General features: G+C 66.7%; 15 protein-coding genes and 1 riboswitch. Of the genes, 10 read left to right on the top strand and 5 right to left on the bottom strand.

Translation table 11 applies throughout. From position 1 onward, the window contains the following. Positions 1–14: 14 nt before the first annotated feature. The 3 genes from ACQ5SA_RS16700 to ACQ5SA_RS16690 form a co-directional block, all read right to left on the bottom strand. A complete protein-coding gene (locus ACQ5SA_RS16700) occupies positions 15–1,031 on the bottom strand; it encodes a 3-oxoacyl-ACP synthase III (RefSeq protein WP_499315085.1) in 1,017 nt (338 codons plus the stop codon). Positions 1,032–1,133: 102 nt separating this feature from the next. After that, positions 1,134–1,451: a DUF4156 domain-containing protein gene (locus tag ACQ5SA_RS16695; protein ID WP_025875855.1), complete on the bottom strand. Its 318-nt coding sequence runs from the start codon at positions 1,449–1,451 to the stop codon at positions 1,134–1,136. A 179-nt stretch (positions 1,452–1,630) separates the two neighbouring features. Beyond that, a complete protein-coding gene (locus ACQ5SA_RS16690) occupies positions 1,631–4,480 on the bottom strand; it encodes a M16 family metallopeptidase (protein WP_353098158.1) in 2,850 nt (949 codons plus the stop codon). Between the two features lie 404 nt (positions 4,481–4,884). Here ACQ5SA_RS16690 and ACQ5SA_RS16685 point away from each other — a divergent pair, with 404 nt between their 5' ends. Beyond that, complete coding sequence (locus tag ACQ5SA_RS16685) at positions 4,885–5,361, top strand: XAC0231 family protein (RefSeq protein WP_499315083.1); 477 nt, start codon at positions 4,885–4,887, stop codon at positions 5,359–5,361. Between the two features lie 70 nt (positions 5,362–5,431). Further along, the gene (locus ACQ5SA_RS16680) at positions 5,432–5,911 is read left to right on the top strand and encodes a tRNA (cytidine(34)-2'-O)-methyltransferase (RefSeq protein ID WP_165375963.1); all 480 of its coding nucleotides are present in this window, start codon (positions 5,432–5,434) and stop codon (positions 5,909–5,911) included. A gap of 101 nt (positions 5,912–6,012) precedes the next feature. Here the strand turns inward: ACQ5SA_RS16680 and ACQ5SA_RS16675 are convergent, their stop codons facing one another. Beyond that, the gene (locus ACQ5SA_RS16675) at positions 6,013–7,176 is read right to left on the bottom strand and encodes an acyl-CoA dehydrogenase family protein (protein WP_428706132.1); all 1,164 of its coding nucleotides are present in this window, start codon (positions 7,174–7,176) and stop codon (positions 6,013–6,015) included. A gap of 303 nt (positions 7,177–7,479) precedes the next feature. Here ACQ5SA_RS16675 and ACQ5SA_RS16670 point away from each other — a divergent pair, with 303 nt between their 5' ends. Both ACQ5SA_RS16670 and ACQ5SA_RS16665 read left to right on the top strand, forming a co-directional pair. Beyond that, positions 7,480–9,156: an electron transfer flavoprotein-ubiquinone oxidoreductase gene (locus ACQ5SA_RS16670; RefSeq protein ID WP_499315081.1), complete on the top strand. Its 1,677-nt coding sequence runs from the start codon at positions 7,480–7,482 to the stop codon at positions 9,154–9,156. Between the two features lie 66 nt (positions 9,157–9,222). Next, entirely contained in the window at positions 9,223–9,624 is a 402-nt protein-coding gene (locus tag ACQ5SA_RS16665; RefSeq protein ID WP_499315079.1) for a c-type cytochrome, read from the top strand. Here ACQ5SA_RS16665 and ACQ5SA_RS16660 read toward each other — a convergent pair. Beyond that, a complete protein-coding gene (locus ACQ5SA_RS16660) occupies positions 9,618–13,226 on the bottom strand; it encodes an ATP-binding protein (RefSeq protein WP_499315077.1) in 3,609 nt (1,202 codons plus the stop codon). The two genes, ACQ5SA_RS16665 and ACQ5SA_RS16660, sit on opposite strands and share 7 nt — an antisense overlap. A 75-nt stretch (positions 13,227–13,301) precedes the next feature. On the opposite strand from ACQ5SA_RS16660, the gene ACQ5SA_RS16655 reads away from it, so the two are divergent. From ACQ5SA_RS16655 to ACQ5SA_RS16630, 6 genes are all read left to right on the top strand, one after another. After that, a complete protein-coding gene (locus ACQ5SA_RS16655) occupies positions 13,302–13,940 on the top strand; it encodes a response regulator (RefSeq protein ID WP_025875871.1) in 639 nt (212 codons plus the stop codon). Positions 13,941–14,143: 203 nt separating this feature from the next. Beyond that, positions 14,144–15,079 carry a hypothetical protein gene (locus tag ACQ5SA_RS16650; protein WP_499315075.1) on the top strand — a complete coding sequence of 312 codons (936 nt, stop codon included), beginning with the start codon at positions 14,144–14,146 and terminating at the stop codon, positions 15,077–15,079. A gap of 107 nt (positions 15,080–15,186) precedes the next feature. After that, positions 15,187–17,217: an XVIPCD domain-containing protein gene (locus ACQ5SA_RS16645; RefSeq protein ID WP_499315074.1), complete on the top strand. Its 2,031-nt coding sequence runs from the start codon at positions 15,187–15,189 to the stop codon at positions 17,215–17,217. A 243-nt stretch (positions 17,218–17,460) separates the two neighbouring features. Continuing rightward, positions 17,461–17,871: a glycine zipper 2TM domain-containing protein gene (locus tag ACQ5SA_RS16640; RefSeq protein ID WP_059063181.1), complete on the top strand. Its 411-nt coding sequence runs from the start codon at positions 17,461–17,463 to the stop codon at positions 17,869–17,871. A 129-nt stretch (positions 17,872–18,000) separates the two neighbouring features. Continuing rightward, positions 18,001–19,128 (top strand): phosphotransferase enzyme family protein, encoded by a 1,128-nt coding sequence (locus ACQ5SA_RS16635; protein ID WP_499315072.1) that lies wholly within the window; start codon positions 18,001–18,003, stop codon positions 19,126–19,128. Positions 19,129–19,283: 155 nt separating this feature from the next. Continuing rightward, a riboswitch (TPP riboswitch) is annotated at positions 19,284–19,379 on the top strand. Positions 19,380–19,449: 70 nt separating this feature from the next. Further along, positions 19,450–21,630: a TonB-dependent siderophore receptor gene (locus ACQ5SA_RS16630; protein WP_499315070.1), complete on the top strand. Its 2,181-nt coding sequence runs from the start codon at positions 19,450–19,452 to the stop codon at positions 21,628–21,630. Positions 21,631–21,638: the final 8 nt, after the last annotated feature.

The raw sequence follows: 21,638 nt of genomic DNA, 5'->3' as shown, positions 1-21,638 counted from the left end.
ACGCAGCGGGCTGCTTACCAGACCACTTCAGCCATCGAGCAGTTCAGGCCAGAACCAATGCCCAGAAGCGCGATGCGATCGCCCTTCTTCAGCTTGCCCAGCTGCTTGAGCTTGCTCAGCACGATCGGCACCGAGGCCGGACCGATGTTGCCGTGCTCACCGAAGATGGTCATGACCTTCTTCGGATCGATGCCGAAATTCTTGATGAACGCAGCGGTGTGCGGCTGGCTGACCTGGTGGATGACGAACTGGTCCAGCTCTTCCACGGCCCAGCCCAGTGCGATCTTGGCGGCGGCGAAGGTCTTCTGGGCCAGCTTGATGCCCTCGATCAGCAGCATGCGGGTGTCGGTGACCATGCGGTCCAGGTTGCCCAGGCACAGCTGGTTCCACTCGGTGGCCGAACGGGTCACGCCACCCTTGTAGCGCGGCGCGTCGGGGACCAGCTCCGAACGGGCCATCACCATCGCGGCCGCACCGGAACCGGTGGTCAGCGCCGCCAGCTCGTTGCGGAAGTCGTCGGCGGTGACGTCCGGCGCGGTCATCCGCTCCAGTGTCTTTTCGTACACCAGGTTGGCGGTCTCGCCATCCACCACCAGCGCGTAGTCGATCTCACCGCGCTCGAGCATGCGCGCCGCGATGTCCATGCCGTTGATGAAGGCCAGGCAGGCATTGGCGACGTCGAAGGTCATGCATTCGTCGCTGACACCGAGGTTGCCGGACACGATGGACGCGGTGGACGGCTCCAGGTAGTCACGGCTGACCGAGGTGTTGATCAACAGGCCCACCTGCGTCGCATCGATGCCTGCGTCTTCCAGCGCCTTGCGGCCGGCCATGGTGGCGGCGTCGGACGCCAGCACGCCGTTGTCCCACAGGCGGCGCGCGTGGATGCCGGCGATATCGCCGAGGACATCGGTACGGATACCAAGGCGATCCAGCGTCGGCTGCAGCCGTTCGTTGATTTCCTTGGTCGTCAGCGTGTGCGGCGCATCAATGTGAGCCAGGCCGGCAATCGAGACATTCTTGAAGAGCATCGAGGTTAGCGCCAAGGCTCAGGCAAAGGGGGCGCTATTCTATAACCCCCCGGGCCTTCACCGCATCTTTACGAATTCAGCCTTGGCCGTATGGTGAAGGATTCAGCGCGGCGGGCACTGGAAAGCGGCGAAGCGCTGGCTGCCATCGGCGGGGGCTGCAGCGGCCTGCACGGCATTGGCGCCGGTGGTCGGAGCCTCGTTGCGAGCCAGGGTTTCCAGCTCTTCCTGCACACGTAGCGGGTTGCGGTTGTAGAAGCCGACCTTGCTCTTCACGGTCACCACCACTTCGCCCTTGGAGATGCACCCGGCCGGTACCGGGCCTGCCGGCAGCACGCGGGTCGCCTTGCCGGCTGGTTCGATCGGCACCCAGGTACAGGCGGTGACGGTGAGCAACAGGGACGACAGCAGCAGAACGCGCATGGGCAGGATCCTGGAAGGGAATGTCAGGAGTGTGCCTGAACCGTCTGAATCAGGGATAGCCGAGGCGGGGTCGGATCCCCCGCAGGGGGCTCTGACCCCGGTTCGGAGTCACGGGGTTGCCGGCCAGCGGCCGGCACTACCGCGGCAGGCCTGCCCGCCGAAGCGGGCAGGCCTCTCCCTTATTTCTTGACCGGGTTGCCTTCGGCATCGATCACGGTCACTTCGCCCAGGTTCAAGGCGCGTACGGCCGCTTCGGTCTGCTTGAGGTCACCCACCACCACCCAGGTCAGCGCCTGCGGCTTGATCTCCGCCGCCGCCTGCTGCACCTGTGCCGGGGTCATCGCCTCGATCTCGGCCTTGCGACGCAGGACATAGTCGTCCGGACGCTTGAACTGCACGATCGTGCCGATGGTCGCGGCCACCGCGCTGGCGGTCTCGTAGGCACCGGGCAGGCTCAGGGTCTGGATGTTGCGGATGCGCGCCACTTCAGCGTCGGTCGCCGGCTTGCTGCCGTTGGCGAACTCGGCGATCTCCTTGCGCATTTCGGCCATGGCCGGGCCGGTCTTGTCGATCTGCACCGGTGCCATCGCCATCCACGGGCGCTGGCCCACGGTGTTGCTGGCGCTGGTGCGGGCACCGTAGGACCAGTGCTTGTCCTCGCGCAGGTTCATGTTCAGGCGCGAGGTGAAGTCGCCACCGATCACACCGTTGGCGATGTCGAAGCGGGTCGAGCTGGCGTCGCTGGACGGCGGCACGACCTGGCCGGCGAACAGGTTGGCCTGCACCGCGCCCGGCTGGTCGATCAGGAACACGCGCGGGCTCTTCGGCAGCGCCACGGCGGTGGTGGCCTTGATCGTCGGCGCATCACCGGTGGCCTTCCAGTCACCCAGCTGCTTGTCCAGCAGCGGCACGATCTCGGCCAGGGTGGTATCACCCACCACGATCAGGGTGCCGTCCTGCGGACGCAGCCAGTCGCGGTGGAAGTCGACCAGATCCTCGCGGCCCAGGCTGCTGATCGCCGCTTCATCACCGCTGCCGGTGAACGGAATGGCGTAGGGGTGGCCCTTGCCGTACAGCAGCGGCGGCAGCACGCGCATCGCCACCGCACCCGGGTTGACCTTCTCCTGCTGGATGCCGGCGATCCAGGTCGCCTTGACCCGGTCGATCTCGCTCTGCTCGAAGCGCGGCTCGCGCAGCAGGCTGGCATACAGCGCCAGCGACGGCACCAGGTTCTCCTTCAGCGCGGACAGTTCCACGTCCACCGAATCCAGGCCGGCGGATGCATCGAGGTCCGCACCCAGCGCATCGGCCGCATCGGCGAAGGCCAGCGAACCCAGCTTGCCGGCGCCTTCGGTCATCAGGCTCATGGTGAAGTTGGCGGTGCCCGGCTTGCGGCCCTGGTCAGCGGTGAAGCCGCCCGGGAACTGGTAGCTGAACTGCACCACCGGAATTTCATGGCGCTCGGCCAGCACCACCTGGGTGCCGTTCTTCAGCGTGGCGCGCTGCAGTGCCGGGAACTTCAACTGCGGGAACTCGCGGGTCTGCGGCACGCCGGCCTTGCGGTCCACCTGCTCGGGCAGGGTGCTGTACTTGCTGTCCACGGCCGGCACGTTGAACGGCTTCGGCGCCTGCGACGGATCTTCCTTCAGCGCAACGCGCTCACCCGGCTCGACCACCAGGGTGTGGCTGCCCTTGTCCAGCCACTGCGCGCCCAGGCGCTTGAGGTCGGCAGCAGTGGCCTTGTCGATGTTGGCCAGCGAGGTGCGGAAGCAGCCCGGGTCGCCGGTGTACACCGTGCATTCGGCGAGCGCGTCGGCCTTGCCGCCGAAGCCGCCGATGCGCTCGATGCCGCGGATGAAACCGGCACGGGAGCCGGTCTTGGCGCGTGCCAGTTCTTCGGCGGTCGGGCCCTCCTTGAGCAGGCGCTCGATTTCCTCATCGATGATCTTTTCGACCTTGGCCGGATCCTGGCCCTGCTTCACGGTGGCCATCACCATGAAGTTGGAACCCAGCTGCGAGGCATAGGCGCCGGCGCTGATGTTGTCGACCAGCTTGTCCTGGTGCTGCAGGCGCTGACTCAGGCGCGAAGACTTGGCGCCGCCGAGCACGTAGGCCAGCAGCTGCAGCTGGTCGACGTCGGTGGTGCCGACCTGGGCGACGTTCCAGGCGCGGTAGATGCGCGCCTGCGGCACCTTGTCGGTCATCACCTCGCGGGTGTCGGCCGGGCGCTTGGCCACGTCCACCTTCGGCTGCGCCATGCTCGGGCCGGCCGGGATGCTGCCGAAGTACTTGGCCGCTTTCTCCTTGGCCGTGGCCAGATCGATGTCACCGGCCAGCACCAGCACTGCGTTGTTCGGGCCATACCAGGTGCGGAACCAGGTCTTGACGTCATCCAGCGAGGCGGCGTTGAGATCGTTCATCGAGCCGATCACGCTGTGGTGGTACGGATGGCCCACCGGATACAGCGCGCGGTTGAGCTGTTCCCACACCTGGCCATAGGGCTGGTTCTCGCCCTGGCGCTTCTCGTTCTGCACTACGCCACGCTGCTCGTCCAGCGCAGCCTGGTCGATCGCGCCAACCAGATGGCCCATTCGGTCCGATTCCATCCACAGCGCCATGTCCAGCGCGGTGGTCGGCACGTTCTCGAAGTAATTGGTGCGGTCGGTATTGGTGGTGCCGTTCTGGCCGGTGGCACCCACCTGCTTGAAGGGCTCGAAGTACTCGCCGCCGTGGTTCTCGCTGCTCTGGAACATCAGGTGTTCAAACAGATGCGCGAAGCCGGTACGGCCGGCGGGCTCGTCCTTGCTGCCGACGTGGTACCAGATGTTGACCGCAACGATCGGTGCCTTGCGATCGGTATGCACCACCACGCGCAGGCCGTTGGGCAGGGTGAACTGCTCGAACGGGATATCGACCTTGCTGGTCGCGGCCGGCTTGGCCGCCAGCGCGTAGGTGGGCGCAAGCGTGCCGAGAGCAGTACTGAGAGCAACAGCGAGCAGCGCGGCGCGCGGGCGCAGGGTGAGCGACATATCCGGGTCCTTGGTCACGTAGGTGAATCCCGATCCTAGCGCGGGCGTGCCACCACCGGTATCGGCCACCAGTCACTGGGGGTGATCGGCCACATCGGCCATCGCGATCGGCTTTTCGGGGTCACGAACGGCGGTGATTCACGTCCGGACAGTGTCCGCGGCACCCCGAATGGACAGGTGTCCGCCCGGCGGACACTTTTCATACGCCATAAAACCCTTATGAATCAATGATTAAAAGTTGGCACGGGGATTGCTCTGTCCTTCCTGCGCCAGCAAGGGCTTCAGACAAAACCTGACTAAAGACTGAACAAAAGCAGGAAATCGAAAATTCCGCTTGCATCCCCAGAACTGGTGTTCTACCTTACTACCACACCACCTCTCACCAACACTAAACAGGCCCCGTCATGAACGCCAAGACCATTGCCATCGCCATCGCCCTGATCGCCGGCACCGCGGTTGTTTCGTCGGTGCAGGCCTCCGAATCCATCAAGACCCTGTCCACCGTGCAGGTCCGCCCGGCCGCCGACCAGCTGGTCCAGCAGGCCTGGGAACAGGCCAGCGGCATCCGCACCCTGGCCACCGTTGAAGTGCGCCCGAGCGCAGACCAGCTGAGCGAGCGCGACGGCTTCATCGCCGCCCCGGTCGTCGCCGCGCTGCCGATCACCACCCTGGCCTCGGTTGAAGTGCGCCCGAGCCTGGAGCAGCGTGTCGCCCTGGCTGCCGAGCACGAAGCCCAGCGCTACGCCGCCACCCTGGCCGCCGCCGCCACCAGCGTCGCCAACCAGGTGATCGTCAACCTGCCGGCCCTGCAGGTGCGTCCGAGCGCCGCCCAGCTGCAGGCCTTCGCTGCCGAAACCGCCCAGGTCCTGCTGCGCCCGTAAGCGACGTCCGCCCTGCCCATCCCAGGGCGTGCGTCGTAAAGGCGGCGGCCGTCGCAGGTACACTGCGCCGATGAATGCCGCGCCCCAGTTCCACGTGATCCTGTTCCAACCGGAAATCCCGCCCAACACGGGCAATGTGATCCGGCTCTGCGCCAACACCGGCGCGCAGCTGCACCTGGTCGAGCCGCTCGGCTTCGCACTGGAAGACAAGCAGCTCAAGCGCGCCGGCCTGGACTACCACGAGTACTCGCGCCTGCAGGTGCATCCAGACCTGGACACTGCGCTGGCACGGATCGCACCGAAGCGGTTGTTCGCCCTGAGTACGCGTGCCAGCGTCCGCTATGACAGCGTGGCGTTCGAAGACGGTGATGCCTTCCTGTTCGGCCCGGAAAGTCGTGGCCTGCCGCAGGACGTGCTCGATGCCCTGCCCGATGGTTGTCGCCTGCGCCTGCCGATGCGGCCGGACAACCGCAGCCTCAATCTGTCAAATACCGTTGCGGTGGTGATGTACGAAGCGTGGCGCCAGCACGGGTTTGCCGGCGGCCAGTAGATCCACGCCATGCGTGGATGCCCTTCGCGGGTAACCCCAGCGCCAACCAAGGTTGGCGACTACCGCCATCCCGGTAGATCCACGCCATGCGTGGATGGATTTCAGAACGCGTTGATGCCGGTCAGCTCACGCCCGATCACCAGCTGGTGTACGGTCTCGGTGCCTTCATAGGTGATCACCGATTCCAGGTTCAGCGCATGGCGGATCGCCACGTGCTCGGTGGTGATGCCAGCGCCGCCCAGCAGATCGCGGCATTCGCGGGCGATGTCGATCGCCATGCGGCAGTTGTTCCACTTGGCCAGGCTGACCTGCTGCGGCTGCACCTGCCCCGCCTCCTTCAGGCGACCGAGCTGCAGCGCCAGCAGCTGCGCCATGGTGATGCGCCGGGCCATCTCGGCCAGCTTGATCTGCGCGCTCTGCGTGGCGGCCAATGGACGGCCGAACAGCACGCGCTCCTTGGCATAGCCCAGCGCTTCGTCCAGGCAGGCGATGGCCGAGCCGATCGGGCCCCAGCTGATGCCGAAGCGTGCCTGGGTCAGGCAGCCCAGCGGACCCTTCAGCCCCTTCACGTTCGGCAGGCGGTGGCTGTCGGGCACGCGGACGTCGTCGAAGAACAGCGCGCCGGTCAGCGACGCGCGCAGGCTCATCTTGTGCTTGATTTCCTGCGTGGTGAAGCCGGGCATGCCCTTCTCCAGCACGAAGCCCTGGATGCCGTCTTCGGTCTGCGCCCAGATGATGGCCAGGTCGGCCACCGGGCCGCTGGTGATCCACATCTTGCTGCCACTGATGCGCCAGTCGCTGCCGTCGCGCACCGCGCGGGTCTTCATGCTGGCCGGGTCGGAACCGCCGTGCGCTTCGGTCAGGCCGAAGCAGCCGATCAGTTCGCCGCGCGCCATCGCCGGCAGCCACTGCCGACGCTGTTCTTCACTGCCGTACGCATAGATCGGATACATGCACAGCGAGCTCTGCACCGACACGAAGCTGCGCAGGCCCGAATCACCGCGCTCCAGCTCCTGGCAGATCAGCCCGTAACTGACCGCGCCCAGGTCACCGCCGCCGTACTCGGCCGGCAGCGTGGCGCCGAGCAGACCCAGCGAAGCGATCTCCGGCACCAGCTCCGACGGGAACCGCGCCTGGTCGAAGGCATCGCCGATGATCGGCAGCACGCGCTCGTTGGTGAAGCGGGCCACGCTCTCCTGTACCGCGCGCTCTTCCTCGCTGAGCAGGGAACGGACATCGAACAGGTCGTACGGATCCAAAGCCATGGCACTCACACGCAGTCGGGACCTGGCCATTGTCGGTCATCCGGGTGGGTTTGGTATGCCGGTAGCGGCCGACCTTGGTCGGCGCTGGGGTTTCAGTGGACGCCAACCAAGGTTGGCGGCTACCGAAGCCACGTACGCTGCATTGCAGCAATCGCGGTGTGAACATCGGCGATCTAGCTCGATCACGCGCAGCCCGGTACCCTGACAACATTCAAACAACCGTTTCGCCCGTGGCTGCACGCGCGATTCCCAGGCAACCGCCGGTGGCCCCGATGCCGGCACTACCCACGAGTCATGCAATCGATGAGTGCTGAAGCCAACGCCCTGCCCCCGCGTGAAGTCATGGAATTCGACGTGGTCATCGTCGGTGCCGGCCCGGCCGGCCTGGCCACCGCGATCCGTCTGCGCCAACGCGCGATCGAAGCCGGTCGTGAGCTGTCGGTCTGTGTGCTGGAAAAGGGCTCGGAGCCCGGCGCGCACGTGCTGTCCGGCGCGGTGATGGACCCGCGGGCGCTGACCGAACTGTTCCCGGACTGGGCCGAGCGCGGCGCACCGCTGAAGCAGAAGGTCACCCGCGACGAGTTCCTGTTCCTCAGCGAGACCGGCGCGCGCACCACCCCGCACGCGCTGCTGCCCGAGTGCTTCCACAACGAAGGCAACTACATCATCAGCCTGGGCGAGGTCACCCGCTGGCTGGCGCAGCAGGCCGAAGCGCTGGAAGTGGCGATCTTCCCCGGCTTCGCCGCCGCCGAAGTGCTGTACGGCAACGACGGCGCGGTGATCGGCGTGGCCACCGGCGACATGGGCATCGAAAAGGACGGCAGCATCGGCCCGGCCTTCGAACGCGGCATGGCGCTGCAGGCGAAGTACACCGTGTTTGCCGAAGGCGCGCGCGGCCATCTCGGCCGCCAGCTAATCAGCCGTTTCAAGCTGGACGAAGGCAAGGACCCGCAGGCCTACGGCATCGGCATCAAGGAACTGTGGCAGATCGACCCGGCCAAGCATGAGCCGGGCCTGGTGGTGCACGCCGCCGGCTGGCCGCTGGACACCGATACCTACGGCGGTGCGTTCCTGTATCACGCCGACGGTGGCAAGGTCGCCATCGGCTACGTGGTCGGCCTGGATTACAGGAACCCGTGGCTGAGCCCGTTCGAGGAGTTCCAGCGCTTCAAGACCCATCCGTCGATCCGCAAACACCTGGAAGGTGGCACCCGCATCGGCTACGGCGCGCGTGCGATCACTGCCGGCGGGCTGATGTCGCTGCCGAAGACCGTGTTCCCCGGCGGTGCACTGGTCGGCTGCGAGGCCGGCTACCTCAACGTCAGCCGCATCAAGGGCAGCCACGCGGCGATCAAGACCGGCATGCTGTGCGCCGATGCCGCCTTCGACGCGCTGGTGGCCGATCGCCAGCACGACGAACTCAGCGCCTACCCGGCCGCCTTTGAAACCAGCTGGCTGCACGACGAACTGAAGCTGTCGAAGAACTTCAAGCAGTGGTTCAAGAAGGGCCAGACCGTGGCCACGCTGATGACCGGCATCGAGCAGTGGCTGCTGCCGAAACTGGGCGTGCGCAATCCGCCGTGGACCCTGCGCCACAGCATTCCGGACCATGCCTGCCTGGAGCCGGCATCGAAGCACACGCGCATTGCCTATCCCAAGCCCGATGGCGTGCTGACCTTCGACCGCCTCAGTTCGGTGTTCCTCAGCAGCACCAATCACGACGAGAACCAGCCCAGCCACCTGACACTGAAGGATGCGAGCATCCCGGTGAAGGTGAATCTGGCCGAGTATGCCGGTCCGGAAGCACGCTACTGCCCGGCAGGCGTGTACGAGTTCGTCGGTGACGGCAACGATGCGCGGCTGCAGATCAACGCGCAGAACTGCGTGCACTGCAAGACCTGCGACATCAAGGATCCGACCCAGAACATCGTCTGGGTGACCCCGCAGGGCGGCGGCGGACCGAACTACTCCGGCATGTGACCGGTGATGGGGCTGCGACTGCCGGTCGCAGCCCCACGGCGCATGCGCCCGTTATCCTGCTCGCCCATGCGCGCCCTTCGTCTGCTTCCCGCTGTTGCCACGATCCTGGTCGCCACCGCGTGCCAGCGCCCGCCGGCTGCGCCCAGTACGCCCGAACAGGCACGCCAGCAGGCCATGCAGCAGGCGTTCGAACTGTGTGCCGGCTGCCACACCGTCAAGGCGGGCGGCATCCATCGCTTCGGTCCCAACCTGCATGGGGTGATCGGCCGCCGTGCGGGCAGCCTGCCCGACTACGGATATTCGCAGGGCATGCGCCGCGCCGACTTCGTGTGGAGTGCGCAGACGCTGGATACGTTCCTGCAGTCACCCACCCATCTCGTGCCCGGCACGCGCATGTACAACGCATTCCCCAGCGCGGAGCGTCGCGCACGGGTGATCGCCTACCTGCAGGAACACGCAGCTCAATGAGCCAGGCGCTGCAGCTGTTGCTGCAGATGCGCCGCGAACTCCCCGGCGTCGGCGATCGCCGATGTGATCTCTGCATCGCCTGCGGCCTGCAACCGTTCGACCAGCGCGTTGGCGCGATCGGCCAGGCTACGTGCACCCACCGCGCCCAGCGCGCCGGCCTGCCGATGCAGGTGCAGCGCGGCCGTCACCCGGTCGCCTTCGTGCAGCGCGCGCTGCAGCACGGCGATGTCCTCGTCACTGGCCTTCAGCAGACTGTCGCGCAGTTGCAGGGCGATCTCGCGCGAGCCAAAGCGCCGCTGCAGGGCCGCCAGATCGGGCAGCCCCTCGTCGCCATCTGGCTCATCGTCGCTGGCCACATCGGTCTGATCATCCTCGGCACCGTCGGCACGCGGCAGCCAGCGCAGCAACGCCTGCCGCAGGGTCGCCAACGACAACGGCTTGGCCAGCATGTCGTCCATGCCGGCCTCGCGGCAGCGGCGTGCGTCGTCGTCAAGCACGCTGGCGGTCAGCGCCAGCACCGGCATCCGCGGTTGGCCGTTGCGGCCCTCGCGCTCACGCAGCAGGCGGGTGAAGCCGAAGCCATCCAGCACCGGCATGCGGCAATCGGTGATGACCAGATCGAAGGATTCCTCAGCCAGCCGGTCCAGTGCCTGCTGCCCGTCATCGACCAGCACATGCGGCACGCCCAGCTGCTGCATGCGCCAAGCCATCATCGCCTGGTTGGTGGGATGGTCTTCAATGACCATCACCCGTGCCTGGCGCAGATCAGGGGGCAGCAGCGCGATCTGCTGATGCTCGGCCTGCAGCGCCATCACATCCTCGCTGCGTGCCTCCACCAGCGACAGCAGCACCTCGACCCGCGTCCCTTCGCCCAGCGTGCTTTCCAGCTTCAGTTCGCCGTCCATCTTCTGCACCAGGCGCCGGCAGATGCTCAGGCCCAGCCCGGTGCCCCCATGGTCGCGCTGGATGTACGCACCGGCCTGGGTGAAGGGTTCGAACAGGGTCGGCAACTGCTCGGGAGCAATGCCGATGCCGGTATCGGTGACGCTCAGGCGCAGCGGCTGGCTGCCATCCTCCGCAGTAGGCCCCAGCACCTCCAGCTGCAGCCGCACCGAGCCCTTCAAGGTGAACTTGATGGCATTGCTGAGCAGGTTGAACACGATCTGGCGCAGGCGCACGCCATCCACTTCATGGGCCTGGGCCAGGTGTTCGTCGATGTCCAGCTGCAGGTCCAGGCCCCGCGCCGTGGCCTGCGGCAACAACAACCGATGGACGCCTTCCAGCAGGGGCCGCACCGGCAGCGGTACCGGCTCCAGCCGCAGCGCGCCCGCTTCCATCCGCGAATAGTCGAGGATGTCGTCCAGGATCTGCCGCAGCATCTGCGCCGAGTCTTCGATCACGCCGAGGATGCGTTGCTGCTCGGCATCCAGCGGCGAATGCGCCAGCACTTCCAGCATGCCCAGCACACCGCTCATCGGCGTGCGGATTTCATGGCTCATCGTGGCCAGGAAGCGCGATTTCGCCGCCGCCGCCTGTTCGGCTTCGACCATCGCCGCAGCCAGCGCGTCAGCCTGCGCGCGCGCCTGGCTCACGTCCACCCAGTAGCCACTCCAGGTCACCGCGCCCGCTTCCGTTGAATACGGGTGTGCCTGGCTGCGCACCCAGCAGGGCGCGCTTCCGTCGCGATGGATACGGAACTCGAAGGAAAGCGGTGCAAAGTTGCGCGCCGCCAGCTCCATCGCATGCAGCACCTTTTCACGGTCCTCGGCATCGATGCAGGCCAGCAGCGCCTGTCCATCCGCCTCCGCCTCCTGCCGGCTGATGCCGAACATCGACTGCACATCGCCGGCAATGAAGGGGAAGCTCAAGGTGCCGTCCGCTTCGCGGCGGGCCTGGTAGACGATGGCAGGCAGGTTGTCGGTCACCTCGGCCAGGCGCTGCTCCAGCTCACGGCGGCTGGCCACTTCGCGGCGCAACCGCCAGTGCCCCAGCCCGTGCACCGCCACCGCAGTGGCCAGCACCAGCAGCAGCGGAAGACCCCAGCGCAGCAGCGTGCCCCAGTCCACTCCACCGCGATATTCCACTGACAGCCAGTCGCCGCGCAGGGCTTCGCGGCGGCGGGGCCCCATCTGCAGCAGCAGGCGGTCGAAGGTGGTGGCCAGGGCCGCATGGCGGCGCTCCACCGCCAGTGTCAGCTGGTCATTGAACCCGGCTGGTGCGGCCAGCTGCAGGCGTCCCGGAAAGCGGGTGCGCAGCAGCTGGTCGACCAGCGCCAGGTTGCCCACGTAGGCGTCGGCCTCACCATCGGCAAGGCGTTGCAGGGCCTGTTCGGCACTGCGCGCGGCGACGATCTTCACCAGCGGCGCCTGCTGCTGCACGTAGCCGCGGATGCGCTCCGGATCGGACAGCAGCACGCGTTTGCCGTCCAGGTCCGACAGGCCCAGCATCGACGGACTGTCAGTGCGGGTGACGATCACATTGGGCACGGTGATGAAGGGCTGGCTGAACACCCATTCCGGCCCCAGGTAGCGCGAATCGGCAGGAATGCCGATCACCGCCTGCAGTTCCCCGCGACGCGCCTTCTCGCGCACCTCGTACCAGTCATGGCTGTTTTCAACCTGCAGGTTGGCGCCGGCCTGCAGCAGGCGCTGCAGGTATTCGTTGGTCAGGCCACTGGGCTTGCCATTCCTGTCGGCAAATGACAGGGGAGCTGCGTTGGGCGCAAAGCCGATCTTCAGCGGCTGCTGCAGCACGCGTTTCTCGGCTTGGCTCAATGCCAGCTGCGCCGACGCCGACCACTGCGGCGGTGGCAGCCAGCGCTTCGCGAGCGCGTCGCGCTGGGCTTCGCTGACGGCGGCAAGCGCCAGATCCAGTGCTTCGGACAACGGCTGTTTGCTGTTGGGCACACCGAAATGCAACTGCTCCAGGGGCAGATCGCTGGGCCGCAGCAATGCCACACCCTTCAGCCCAGCGGCGGCAATCAGTTCCGTTGCCACATAGGCATTGCCGATGAAGATGTCGGCCTTGTCGTCTCTGACCATACGCAAGGCGGTCAGCGTGTTGTCTGCGACAAGTTGTCGTGCCCTGGGGAACCGCGCACGCACCTGCGGCCCGGTCATGAAGTCCTGCTCGACCACGACGCGCAGCCCATCCAGATCCGGTGCCTCCGAAGCACGCAGGTCCTGAGGACGTCCGACCATGGCCAGCGGTGCCTCGGCATAGGCGGCGGTGTAGACCATGCAACGGGTACGCTCGGCGCTGAGCGCGATGTTCATTACCACGTCGATCTCGCCGCGGCATGCCGCATCCAGCACCGAGGGCCAGTCCGGAAAACGGCGCGCCTCGATTTTCAGTCCGAGCTGCCGGGCCGAAAGCGTCAGGTAGTCCGGGCCGAGGCCCACCTGCTTCCCGTCCTGGATCGACTCAAAAGGAGGCCAGCCACTGTCATACTGTCCAACAACGACAACAGGATGTGCGGCCAGGTACTCGCGCTGCAGGGGGCTGAGCGGCAACGGTCCCGGAGCGGACGCGGGCTGGGCCAGCGCCGGCAGAGCCAACAGGGTCGTCAACAGGATCAGTCCACGAGCCGCCCAGCTGCGCATCTGCAACGATCTCCTGGAAGTCCTGCCAGGGACCGCGACAGTCGCGGTCCGGCGTGCCGGTGGCCATACTAGAGCATGACCTTGCGCATCATCATCGCAGACGATCACCCCGTGGTCCGCATCGGTACCCGCGCCGTCATCGAGTCCAGCGGCGTTGGCAGAGTCGTTGGCGAGGCCGACAACGCCCAGGCGCTGATGACCCTGCTGACCACCCAGCCCTGCGACCTGCTGGTCACCGACTATTCGATGCCCGGCAGCCCCCAGGCCGATGGCTTCGCCATGATCGGCATGATCCGCCGCCGCCATCCCGACCTGCCGGTGCTCATGCTCAGTGTCTCCAACAACCTGGCGATCCTGCGCATGGTGCTCGACAGCGGCGTGCTCGGCCTGGTCGACAAGAGTTCGTCGATGGATGAACTGCCACAGGCCATCCAGGCGGTCTATCGCGGCCAGTCCTACATCAGCCGCAGCCTGCGCGAGCGGGTGGAGGAAGCCGGCAGCTGGCGCATGCGCGAGGGCGATGGCAAGCCGTTGTCACCGCGCGAAGTGGAGGTGCTGCGCCTGCTGGGCACCGGCATGACGGTGAAGGAAATCTCGCTGCAGCTGCACAAGAGCGTCAGCACCATCAGCCGTCAGAAGGGCGATGCCATGCTCAAGCTGGGCCTGAAGGGCGACGCGGAACTGTTCGACTACCTGCGCGACGGCAGGATCTGAGACGCTCTTCACGGCTCGGAGGGCAGGCGGCCCCCTACCCCCCTGTGATCGACGTCGCATCTATGCCATCATCGGCCCTGATGCGCTCTCCTATGCGAGGTCGAAGGAATCGACCGGCTCATCATGACGTTCCCCCTCATGGAGGGTGGAGCGTGTTCTGCGTTGGCTTTCCTGCCCGACGCCCGCAAACCATGGAGAGGTGCATGAAGATCCTTCCGGAATCCCGTTTGGCCCGTGTCCGCCCACGTCTGTGTGCGACGTTCGCCGGCCTGCTCGTTGCGCTGCTTGCCAGCGCCTGCACCCCCTCGACTTCGACCGCGTCACCACAGGGCGCCACCGCGCCACGACAGGATGTTGCCCCGATGCAGAGTTCCGCCACACCCGCCACCACGGCCACCGCCACGCCCCCCGATGCCGGCAGCGTGCTGTATTTCATCTACGACGTCGACGGCGATGGCGCCGTTTCGTATGAAGTAGCCAATGGCAGTGTCGCCACCTTCTGGTTCGGCCATGCCTTCGAAGTGGCCGGCACCCGCTATTACACCGGCTTTGCCTGGAACACACCGCAGAAGTACGGCAAGCCCGGCGAAGACGATGTCGGTCCGGACAGCCAGGTCACCCTGACCGAGGCCACCTTCACCCTGACCGGCGACAAGCCGGATCGGCCGTGGGTGTTCAAGGGTGCCGAGCCGTGGATCGGCACCGTCGGCGCCAACGGCACCGCGCCGGACATCGACAGCAAGCGCAAGCCGCTGGAGTACCGCACCCCGGCCGGCAAGCTGGTGCTGGCAGTGCCGACCAGCACCTTCGCCACCGGTACCAGCATCGAAAGCTATGCCGTGCTGGTGTTCAACCCGGACTACGAGAAATCCGAAGACGGCCAGGTCTGGACCAGCCTGGGCACGGTGATCACCGGTGAAGACAATTCGGCCGCCTGCGACGACGGCCAGGTGATGCCGTGCGTCAGCAACCGGGGCGTTCTGGCCTTCAACGCCGTCGCCGGCAGCGACCTGCCCACCCTCAGTGTCACCGCCACCGGCACCACCATTTCCGGCCCGGGCCAGACCCGTGCGCTGGGTGCGGCCGATGCGCGCCAGTACCACTACGACGCCGCCCGCAAGGCCTACGTCGAAAAGTAAGACGCAACACCCCGCAGCACCTGTTGACCGACATGTTGAAGACTCACGGATGAGTCCGGTTGGCGTATCGCGGCAAAGGCCGCTCCATCAACCCCAGAGGAAATGTCATGGCACAACGTGACTACAGCAAAAAGGAAGTTCTCGACATCATCGAGCAGGTTGCACAGCGCAAGGGCATCGCCAGCGAGGACTTCCTGCGCTTTGCCCACATCGAGACCGGTGGCCGCTTCGACGAACGCGCGCACAACGACAAGACCGATGCCAAGGGCCTGTTCCAGTTCCTGCCGTCGTCGGCCAAGCAGTACGGCCTGACCGGCCACGAGTACGACCCGACCCGCAACACCGAAGCGGCAGCGGAGATGTTCAAGCGCAACCTGGTGGACATGGAAAAGCGCCATGACCGCACCGGCCACCCGTACCTGTCCGGTGATGACACGCCGAGCGGCCTGGACCTGTATCTGGCACACCAGCAGGGTGCGGCTGGCTACGGTTCGATCCAGACCGCGATCGCCACCGGCACGTTCGGCGTCGTGCGCGACGGCCATGGCGATCCGATCGACATGCGCCCGCGCATCATGGGCCAGATCGGCGGTGACGTGGAAGCGCTGACCGGGCATACGCGCACCGAGATGCGCACGATGAATGACCGTGACCTGGCCAGCACCTTCGCCCAGTACTACGACCGCAAGTACGACGCGATCAGCATCCCGGAAAAGAACATCGCACCGATCACCGAGGCCCAGGCACGTCCGGCACCGGTGCAGGCCGCACCGACGCAGACCGTGACCCTGGCCGCGCAGGCAGCCGTCGCCGCGGGTGCGGCAGCCATCGCCGCCACTGCCACGGCTGCCGCTGCCAAACCGGATGCACCCGGTATTTCGCTGGATGCGGCGTACAACGCGGGCGTGAAGTACGACAACGTCAAGTACGCGATCAACATCGAATCCAGCCAGTACTACCGTGGCAACGGCGTCACCGGCAAGAACGTCGACCAGGGCTACATCGACTGCTCCGGCTGGGTCGGCACGATGCTCAACAAGACCCAGGACGAGATCAACCAGAAGGCCGGCCGCGCGGTGTTCGCCGACGCCGACAAGATCAAGCTGGGCTTCGCCGGCTCCGGCGGTATCGTGCATGACGCCTACAAGGACTCGGGCGTGCTGCTCAAGCGCGACGACATCCTCAAGCCGGATGCGCTGAAGGAAGGCATGGTCATCGGCCTGGATACGGCCAAGACCAAGCACGAGCACTGGAATGGCATCGACCACATCGTGATGGTGGTGCGTGACCCGAACACCGACAAGCTGCTGATCAGCCAGTCCACCGGCAAGCTGGGCGTGCACACCATGCCGGTGGAGGATTACCTCAAGCAGGTGAAGGACCACCCGAACTGGAAGCTGTTCGCTTCCGATCCGCTGCACCAGGCACGCGACCTGCTGGAAAACCGCAGCCAGACGCACGAGCAGGCGCAGGCCAAGGGCGCGTCCGAGCCGAAGCCGGCCGCGCAGGAAAAGCCGCAGACCAGCAATGAAGTGCATAAGCAGGGTGCGCACGGCGAAGGTGTGCGCAGGGCGCAGGAGCAGCTGGGCCACCTGGGGTATGTGGGTGCCGACGGCAAGCCGCTGGTCGAGGATGGAAAGTTCGGTCGCAACACCGAGGCTGCCGTGCGCCAGCTGCAGAAGGACAACGGCCTGGCGGTGGACGGCATCATCGGCCCGAAGACGCTGGATGCGATCAAGGACGCGCGCGAGCGCCCGCTGCTCAATGACGAGCGCCATCCGCAGAACCCGATGTACAACCAGGCCGTGAAGGGCATGGAAGGCCTGCCGGCAGGCACCTTCAAGGACCGCCATGCACTGGAAACCGCCGCCGCCGCGCTGACCAAGGAAGCGCAGGCCAGCGGCATGCAGCGCATCGACTCGGTGGTGCCCAGCACCAACGGCGAGCGCATGTTTGCCGTACAGGGCACCGCCGGCGACCCGGCCGCCTGCCGCGCGGCGGTGGACACCCGTGCTGCCAGCGAGCAGAGCATGGCGCTCAGCAGCGGTGCGGTGCACGGCGCACCGAACGTGCTGCAGCAACAGCAGGACGCCCAGCAGGAACAGGTGAAGCAGACCCAGCGCGCCATGGGCCACTGAGCCAGACCGGAGAGACCAGGGGAAGGGCCGCTTACTGCGGCCCTTTTCCTTTCTGGCAGCTGAGCGGCCGCAGCGCTTTCAGCCTCGCTTCATGCCGCCTGACGCTAGATGAATGCGCAAGCCGCACGGGGATCGCGCGCAATGTTCCGGCAATGTCCGGGCACCAGCGTAGTCCCTACGGCAGCCGGGGCGCCCAGCGCCCTCCCTGCCCACCGTGGCATGCACCTCACAGGAGAACCCAACATGCTCAGCACTTCCGCACTCAGCTTCCGTGGTCTGGCGATGGCCCTGGCACTTCTTGCCGGCGTGGCCGTGGTCAGTGATGCCAGCGCGATGTCGAGGAAGGACAAGCGCACCGTGGTCGGTGCCGTCGTCGGCGGCGTGGCGGGTCACCTGATCTCCAACGGCGACCCGGCCGCCACCGTCGGCGGCGCGGTTGCCGGCGGCGCCATCGGCAACCTCACCACCTCCGACCGCCATGATCGCCGCTACGACGGGCGCTATGACCGCCGTTACGACCGTGGCTACGACCGCCGCTATGACCGGGGCTACAACCGCGGTTATGGCTACGACCGCCGCGATGACCGTCGCTGGCAGCGCGAGCGCCATGACAACCGCTACTACCACGACCGCGGCCGCCATCGCGGCTGGTAAGCGCGTCGGCCACAGGCCGCACATGATGTCCCTGACGGGCGGGTCGATGACCCGCCCGTTTGCGTCTGCGGCGCCCATGGCGTTGAATGCGCAGCCTTGGATGTTCCTTTACTCAGCAGCGGCCGTGGCATGACCTCTTCCCCCCATCGCGTGCAGGGCCTCAACAACGACGAGGTCGCCGCCGACTGGCCGGCGATCGACGCGCAGGAGATCACTTGGCTGCGTGGCCACTTTCCGCAGCTGGGCGCGGACAGCACGCTGCGCTGGCACAGCCCGCGTCCGTTGTCGGCCGCGGCCATCGTCGACGGCACGCGCGGTCCGGTCTTCATCAAGCGCCATCACCACAGTGTGCGCAGCGCGGGAAGCCTGGAAGAAGAACATCGTTTCATCGCGCATCTGGCGACTGCCGGCATACCGGTGGTGCAGGTGCTGGCCAGCAACGGCGGCCGCACCGCACTCGAACACGGCCAGTGGACCTACGAGCTGCATGCGGTGGGCGCTGGCAAGGACCTGTATCGTGAGCTGCCGTCGTGGTCGCCGCTGACCGACATCGCCCAGGCCCGCGAGGCAGGGCGCATGCTGGCCACGCTGCACCGCGCGGCAGCCAGCTACCACGCCCCGCAACGCAGCACCCATCTGCTGGTGGCACGCGACGACCTGATCCGCGCCGATGACCCGATCGTCGCGCTGAAGGCCGACCTCGACAACCGCCCCGGGTTGGCCCGCTACCTGGCGCGCATTCCCTGGGAAGAACAGTTGCGCCGCGACGTGCTGCCCTGGCACCACGGCGTGGCCGCACGCCTGCAGGACGAACCACGACTGTGGGCGCATAACGACTGGCACGTCTCCAACCTGCTGTGGAACGACGACGGCACGATCGCCACGGTGCTCGATTTCGGCCTGGCCTCGCCGACCAGCGCGCTGTTTGACCTGGCCACCGCGATCGAACGCAACGCAGTGGCCTGGCTGCAACTGGAGCGCGGCACCGACGCGGTACGCATCGATATCGCCCTGGCCCTGCTGGAGGGTTATCGGCAGGAACTGCCGCTGTCGCCCACGCGCGTGCACCTGCTGGCCGACCTGCTGCCGATGGTGCATTTCGACTTCGCTCTGTCCGAAGTGGAGTACTTCGAGGGCGTCACCGGCTCCACCGCGAATGCCGACGTCGCCTGGCAGCCGTTCATGCTCGGGCATCCGGCCTGGTTCGCCACGGCCCCCGGCCAGGCCCTGCTGGCGGCCCTGCACGCCGCTGCGTGAGCCGCGAGCCACCCAACACGCTGGGTACCCGGTAGATCGACGTCATGCGTCGATGATGCGCTCGGCCGGGGTCAGATCGCTTTCCGCTGGAAGGGGATCTGACCCCGGCTGAAGGGCGGTGGCTCGCAAATCCGTACCATTTGTAGTGAAATGGTCACCTGAAGCGGGGGTGCCTGGATTTGCCAGGCTGAGAGAGTCCCTTGGAACCTGATCCGGTTTGCACCGGCGTAGGGAGCTTTGAGCCGCAGCCACACCCCCGTCATGGGCCGGTGCACCTGCGCGCCGTCGCTTCGTCTCCCTTGTTGTCTGAAGACGAATCGAATGAACCGCTGCCTGCGCCCCACCCTGCTCGCCCTTGCCCTCTGCGCTGCCCTGCCGCTGTACGCCAGCGAGGCAGGCACCGACGCCGTTGATGCTCCGCCGTCCTCGCCCACCGAGCTGGCGGCGGTACGCGTGCAGGCCGGCAAGCCGGCCACCGACACCTCGCGCATCAGTGCATTCGGTGGCGGCTCCTGGAAGGACACCCCCGCCTCGGTCAACGTGCTGGAGCGCGACTACCTCGACCGTCGCCAGGTGCGTTCGCTGTCCGAGCTGGCCAGCAATGACGCCTCGCTGGGCGATGCCTATGCGCCGGTGGGCTACTACCAGAACATCGCCATCCGCGGCTTCGCGCTGGATGCGGCCACCGGCTACCGCTTCAACGGCATGTCCATCGCCGGCGAACAGCGCCTGGCGCTGGAGAACATCCAGGAAGTGCAGATCCTGAAGGGCGAAGCGGGCCTGGCGGCTGGCGTGATGGCGCCGGGCGGCATCATCAACTACGTGGGCAAGCGCGCGGCGGAAGTGCGCACGGTCACCCTGGGCACCGATTCGGAAGGCTCGCGCTATGCCGCCGTGGATGTCGGCCACTGGCTGACCCCGCGCTTCGGCGTCCGCTTCAATGCCGCCTGGGATGCCAGTGATTCCTACGTCGAGCATGCCGACGGTCGCCGCAACTTCTATTCGCTGGCCACCGACTGGCTGATCGGCGAACACGGCAAGCTGGAAGTGGATGCCAACTACCAGACCAGCTCGCAGCGCTCGGTGTCCGGCTTCCAGCTGCTGGGCGCGCGCGACCTGCCGCGCGGCGTCGACCGCGAGCGCCTGCTCGGCTACCAGCCGTGGCAGCGGCCGGTGGACATCGCCAGCACCAACATCACCGCCCTGCACACCTACGACTTCAACGACGCCTGGCAGTCGCGGCTGTCGATCGGCCACAGCCGTTCGGTGATCGATGACAACGTCGCCTTCGCCTACGGCTGCTACTACACCGCAGGGTGCGCCGACGGCAGCGTGCCGGGCAACTATTTCGCCCCCAACGGCGACTACGACATCTACGACTACCGCAGCCCGGATGACACGCGCCGCAACCAGCAGGCGCGTGCCGAACTGCGCGGCAGCTTCGACACCGGCAGCGTCGGCCACCAGCTGAGCATCGGCGCGGACTACTTCCGCCGCACCGTCGACAAGCGCCCCAGCGTCAACGAGTACGTCGGCACCAGCAACATCCACGATGCGCAGGTACCGGTGTTCGAGCCCTCACCGAAGATGCCGGGTGCATCGGCACGACGCCTGGACAGCCGCCAGACCGCGTTCTTCGCGCTGGACCGGATGAGCTTCGGCGATGACTGGCAGTGGCTGGCCGGCGGCCGCTTCGTGCGCCTGGACGAGCGCGCCTACGACAAGCGCGGCACGCCGCAGCGCCACAGTCGCCTGTCGCGCTTCCTGCCGCAGACCGCGCTGGTGTGGAAGGCCACCGATCAGCTCAACGCCTACGCCAGCTACGTGCGCGGCATTTCGCTGGGCCAGGAAGCACCGTTCTGGACATCCAACGCCGACACCTTCCTGCCGTCGATGCAGTCGCGGCAGCTGGAAGTGGGCGTGAAGTACGTGCCGGTGGACGCCCTCACCCTGGGCGCCGCAGTGTTCCGCACCACCCAGCCCTACCAGTACGCGAAGCCCGACGGCAGCGAGGTTGGCTACACCTTCGTCGAAGAAGGCAAGCAGACCCATACCGGCCTGGAACTGACCGCCAACGGCCAACTGACCGACGCGCTGCAGATTGTCGCCAGCGCCAGCGTGCTGCAGGCGCGCGCACGCGACACCGGCACCCCGGCCTATGAAGGCCATCAGCTGGTGAACGTGCCGAAGGTGCGTGCCAGCGTGCACCTGGCCTACGCGCTGCCGTTCGCCGAGGGCTTGGACGTGACCGGTGGCTGGCGCTATGCCTCCGCCAATGTCGCCCGCGCCGATGGTGGTGTACGCGCACCGGACTACTCGGTGTTCGACGCTGGTCTGCGCTTCCAGCATCGCTTGCACGACCACGCGGTCAGCTGGAACCTGTCGGTGGACAACCTGTTCAACCGCTTCTACTGGCGCGACACCGGCAGCAGCGGTGGTGACTACTACCTGTTCCCGGGTGCGCCGCGACAGGCACGCCTGTCGGTGACGTTCGCGCTGTGAGCGGCGTG

The sequence above is a fragment of the Stenotrophomonas indicatrix genome, from assembly GCF_050573115.1.
GTDB classification, from domain to species: domain Bacteria; phylum Pseudomonadota; class Gammaproteobacteria; order Xanthomonadales; family Xanthomonadaceae; genus Stenotrophomonas; species Stenotrophomonas lactitubi_A.
This window is presented reverse-complemented; position numbering and strand designations above follow the sequence as displayed.

Coding starts and splice junctions, on each gene's coding strand:
- ACQ5SA_RS16700 (WP_499315085.1), bottom strand. CDS start 1,031: ATGCTCTTCAAGAATGTCTCGATTGCCGGCCTGGCTCACATTGATGCG.
- ACQ5SA_RS16695 (WP_025875855.1), bottom strand. CDS start 1,451: ATGCGCGTTCTGCTGCTGTCGTCCCTGTTGCTCACCGTCACCGCCTGT.
- ACQ5SA_RS16690 (WP_353098158.1), bottom strand. CDS start 4,480: ATGTCGCTCACCCTGCGCCCGCGCGCCGCGCTGCTCGCTGTTGCTCTC.
- ACQ5SA_RS16685 (WP_499315083.1), top strand. CDS start 4,885: ATGAACGCCAAGACCATTGCCATCGCCATCGCCCTGATCGCCGGCACC.
- ACQ5SA_RS16680 (WP_165375963.1), top strand. CDS start 5,432: ATGAATGCCGCGCCCCAGTTCCACGTGATCCTGTTCCAACCGGAAATC.
- ACQ5SA_RS16675 (WP_428706132.1), bottom strand. CDS start 7,176: ATGGCTTTGGATCCGTACGACCTGTTCGATGTCCGTTCCCTGCTCAGC.
- ACQ5SA_RS16670 (WP_499315081.1), top strand. CDS start 7,480: ATGAGTGCTGAAGCCAACGCCCTGCCCCCGCGTGAAGTCATGGAATTC.
- ACQ5SA_RS16665 (WP_499315079.1), top strand. CDS start 9,223: ATGCGCGCCCTTCGTCTGCTTCCCGCTGTTGCCACGATCCTGGTCGCC.
- ACQ5SA_RS16660 (WP_499315077.1), bottom strand. CDS start 13,226: ATGCGCAGCTGGGCGGCTCGTGGACTGATCCTGTTGACGACCCTGTTG.
- ACQ5SA_RS16655 (WP_025875871.1), top strand. CDS start 13,302: ATGACCTTGCGCATCATCATCGCAGACGATCACCCCGTGGTCCGCATC.
- ACQ5SA_RS16650 (WP_499315075.1), top strand. CDS start 14,144: ATGAAGATCCTTCCGGAATCCCGTTTGGCCCGTGTCCGCCCACGTCTG.
- ACQ5SA_RS16645 (WP_499315074.1), top strand. CDS start 15,187: ATGGCACAACGTGACTACAGCAAAAAGGAAGTTCTCGACATCATCGAG.
- ACQ5SA_RS16640 (WP_059063181.1), top strand. CDS start 17,461: ATGCTCAGCACTTCCGCACTCAGCTTCCGTGGTCTGGCGATGGCCCTG.
- ACQ5SA_RS16635 (WP_499315072.1), top strand. CDS start 18,001: ATGACCTCTTCCCCCCATCGCGTGCAGGGCCTCAACAACGACGAGGTC.
- ACQ5SA_RS16630 (WP_499315070.1), top strand. CDS start 19,450: ATGAACCGCTGCCTGCGCCCCACCCTGCTCGCCCTTGCCCTCTGCGCT.